This is a genomic window from Myxococcus vastator, from assembly GCF_010894475.1.
In the GTDB taxonomy this organism is placed as follows: domain Bacteria; phylum Myxococcota; class Myxococcia; order Myxococcales; family Myxococcaceae; genus Myxococcus; species Myxococcus vastator.
Window position 1 is genome coordinate 1 of the sequence record NZ_JAAIYB010000689.1, and the last position, 3,015, is coordinate 3,015.

The 3,015-nt window shown below is 68.7% G+C and carries 1 protein-coding gene; it reads left to right on the forward strand.

Going from position 1 to position 3,015, the window contains the following annotated elements; all coding sequences use genetic code 11:
• The first annotated feature begins 519 nt into the window (after positions 1–519).
• Positions 520–2,784, forward strand: coding sequence for a S8 family serine peptidase (locus G4D87_RS36080; protein ID WP_163787339.1), 2,265 nt, complete (start codon positions 520–522; stop codon positions 2,782–2,784).
• Positions 2,785–3,015 lie beyond the last annotated feature (231 nt).

Consider the following 3,015-nt stretch of genomic DNA (forward strand, 5'->3'; position numbering starts at 1 on the left):
CAATGGGCCCTGGTCGGGAATCACGAGCCCGTTCGGTGAATGAGCCGCCGAGCGTGTTGTATGCGGAGCTGCGTGTCTTCAGCCGATCGTTGTTCTGGCGGTTCTCGCGTTCTCGCCGTCGCTGCACGGTCTGCATCAACCCAGCGTCGCCGCGAGCCCCCGCCAGGAAGTGAAGTCGAGAGAACTCATCATCGGCGCGACGATAGCGCGTCCACCGCATAGCCGCCTTGACGCGCTCGCGTGTGCCGCCGCCGCGTCTCGCGGCGCCCCCCACCTTTCAGCATGCCCCGCTTCAGACATGTCCGGACATGTCCCGGACATGTCCGGACGACGTTCAGGGAAGGCGTGGGCCGTGTCGAGGGTGGCGCAGTGGCGCGCTCGGAAACAGCGCGGCGCACGTGAGCCCCACGCTTCTGACGTACCGGGACACCGTCCGCGGTGTTCCTCCCTGGCACTCGCCTTGCTCAAGGGCCGCCCGACTGCGTTCCGCAGTCTGACGTCTCTCCGAGGTGCCCCCAAATGAGCCCTAGAAAAAAGCCGCTCGCGTCCCCCGTCGTCTTCCCTCGGCATGTCCGCAGCGCCGGGTTTGGTGCCCTCTTCATGGGCCTCGTCGCGCTGAGCACCAGCTGCGGCGAAGCAGAAAACGTAAGCGAGGAGGTGGCGCGCTCCGCTCCCGCGGGGCAGCCCCTCGATGTGCCGGACTCCCCGCTGAAACCGCGCCTCGCCGCCTTGAAGGACTCGGGCCTGGACCTGCCCGAGCACGCGCGGGTGGAGCGTGTGGTGGTGAAGTTCCACGAGGGCACCCGCGTGCGCCTTCGGGGCAACAGCCTCACCGCGCTGTCCACCGAGCGCGATGCGTCCGAGCGCCGACTGCTCGCCGGTCGAGGCCTGAGTCAGCACCGGCTGGAGTTGGACATGAAAGCCGCCCAGGAGCTGCTGGAGCGAGCCCCGCGCGCCAGCGGGCTGGCCCGGCTGTTCCAGGAGGACGAGGCCCTGCTGGAGACCCGCAAGCGCCAAGGCGAGACGGCCAGCGGGCGGCAGCTCGCGGACCTCAACCTCTATTACGACGTGCCGCTGCGCCAGGGCACGCGCGCCGAGCACGTGAAGGCGCTGGTGGACTCCCTCAACGCCCTGGAGAGCGTGGAGGTGGCCTATGCCCAGCCCCCGGCGGAGCCGGCCATGGTGAACTTCGGGATGGATGACACGCTGCGCGGCCTGCTGGCCGCTGCCGACCTCCCGCTCGTCACTCCGCTCTTCGAAGGCAACCAGGGCTACCTCAACGCCGCGCCTGTCGGCATCGACGCCCGATACGCCTGGGGCGTGCAGGGAGCCAGGGGCGCGGGCGTGAAGGTCGTGGACATCGAGGGCGGTTGGCGCACCACCCATGAGGACCTGCCCGGCCTCTTCTACCAGGGCGGGGTGCAATACAATGACCTGAGCTGGCGCAACCACGGCACCGCAGTGCTCGGGGAAATCGTCGGAGTGCGCAACGCCTACGGCGTGACGGGCATCGCCGACCAGGCCTTGGCGGGTGTGTCCAGTATTGGCAACCAGAGCACGGCGAGCGCCATCTCCAACGCGGCCGCCGCCGCGGGCCCTGGGGGCGTCATCCTCATCGAACTGCACGCGCCAGGCCCCGCCGACAGCTCGCCCTGCACCTGCAACTTCAGCCAGTGCAACTTCATCGCCATGGAGTACTGGCAGGCCGAGTTCGACGCCGTCGCCACGGCGACCGCCAACGGCGTCACCGTGGTGGAAGCAGCGGGCAACGGCAGCGTCAACCTGGATGACGCCGTCTACGGAGGCCGCTTCAACCGGTCCCTCCGTGATTCGGGCGCCATCCTCGTGGGCGCCAGCACGGCCTTGTCGCGCGTGCCCATGTGCTGGACCAACCATGGCTCCCGCGTGGACATGCACGGCTGGGGCGAGAGCGTGGTGACGACGGGCTATGGAGACCTGTTCGGAAACAACGAAGACCAGTACTACACGGCCTCCTTCAGCGGCACCTCGAGCGCCTCGCCCATCATCACCGGCGCGGTCGCCAGCCTCCAGGGGGCGGCACAGGCCCGCGGCATCGGCCCTCTGGCTCCGCGCGACATCCGCGGCCTCCTGGCCACCACCGGCACCCCCCAGGCGCCGGACTCGCGCCACATCGGCCCCCTGCCCAACCTGCGGCAGGCGTTCCAGCAACTCGCCCCGGCCACCTGCCAGCAACTCAAGAACCTCAACCCCAGCCTGGGGGATGGCGAGTACGTGCTCTACCTCAACAGCAATACCGCCTGGCCCTGGGCGGCCTGGTGCCACGGAATGGCCGGCACCCCCACCGAGTACCTGTCGCTGAAGCACACGGGCACCTCCAACTTCTCCCAGTACACCGCGGGCGGGGCTTCTCCCGGCACCACCGTGCGCACCAACTACTCCAAGCTGCGCATCGACCCGGCCACCCTGCAGGTGAATACGGCGGACCAGACCTTCTCCACCTCCTCGGGACAACTCACCCACGGCCCCACCACGGTGAGCTCGATGCCATACGGCTCGGCCATGTCCTGCGACTGGGCCCCCGTGGGGCTGGCCAACCTGGACCTGCGCGGTACCCCCTTCGCCGTGGCGCACAGCCAGTTCCTCGTGATGGGTTGGAGCGAAGTCGGCTCGGCGACCTACAGCCCTGACGCGCGGTTGGTCGATCTGACAGGAGGCGGTTACTGCGGCTGGAATTCGCTCATCGGCAGCGACGACCCCTACAACCAGAGAGGCGGCCAACTGGCGCTGGTCTACAGCCCGTAAAAGCCTTGTCACGCATGGAGCCAGCGAGGCTGTGCATCGCTGGCTCCGATGTGCTCCAGCTTCTCCGCCGGAGTCTCCAGTCCCCCTGCACTTTTGCCGCATCAACTGGAGCGCCGCTGGCACGCCAGCGTCAGGGGGAAGCACGCTCCCAGGTTCAAACGCGATGGCCGCCGTCGGTGTCGTCGGTGTCCGCATGGACGCCTGCCCCGCCCATTCCGATGCCTCCAGCGC

Excerpts from the sequence above, each read along its gene's own strand:
- G4D87_RS36080 (WP_163787339.1), top strand. The coding sequence starts at position 520 with ATGAGCCCTAGAAAAAAGCCGCTCGCGTCCCCCGTCGTCTTCCCTCGG.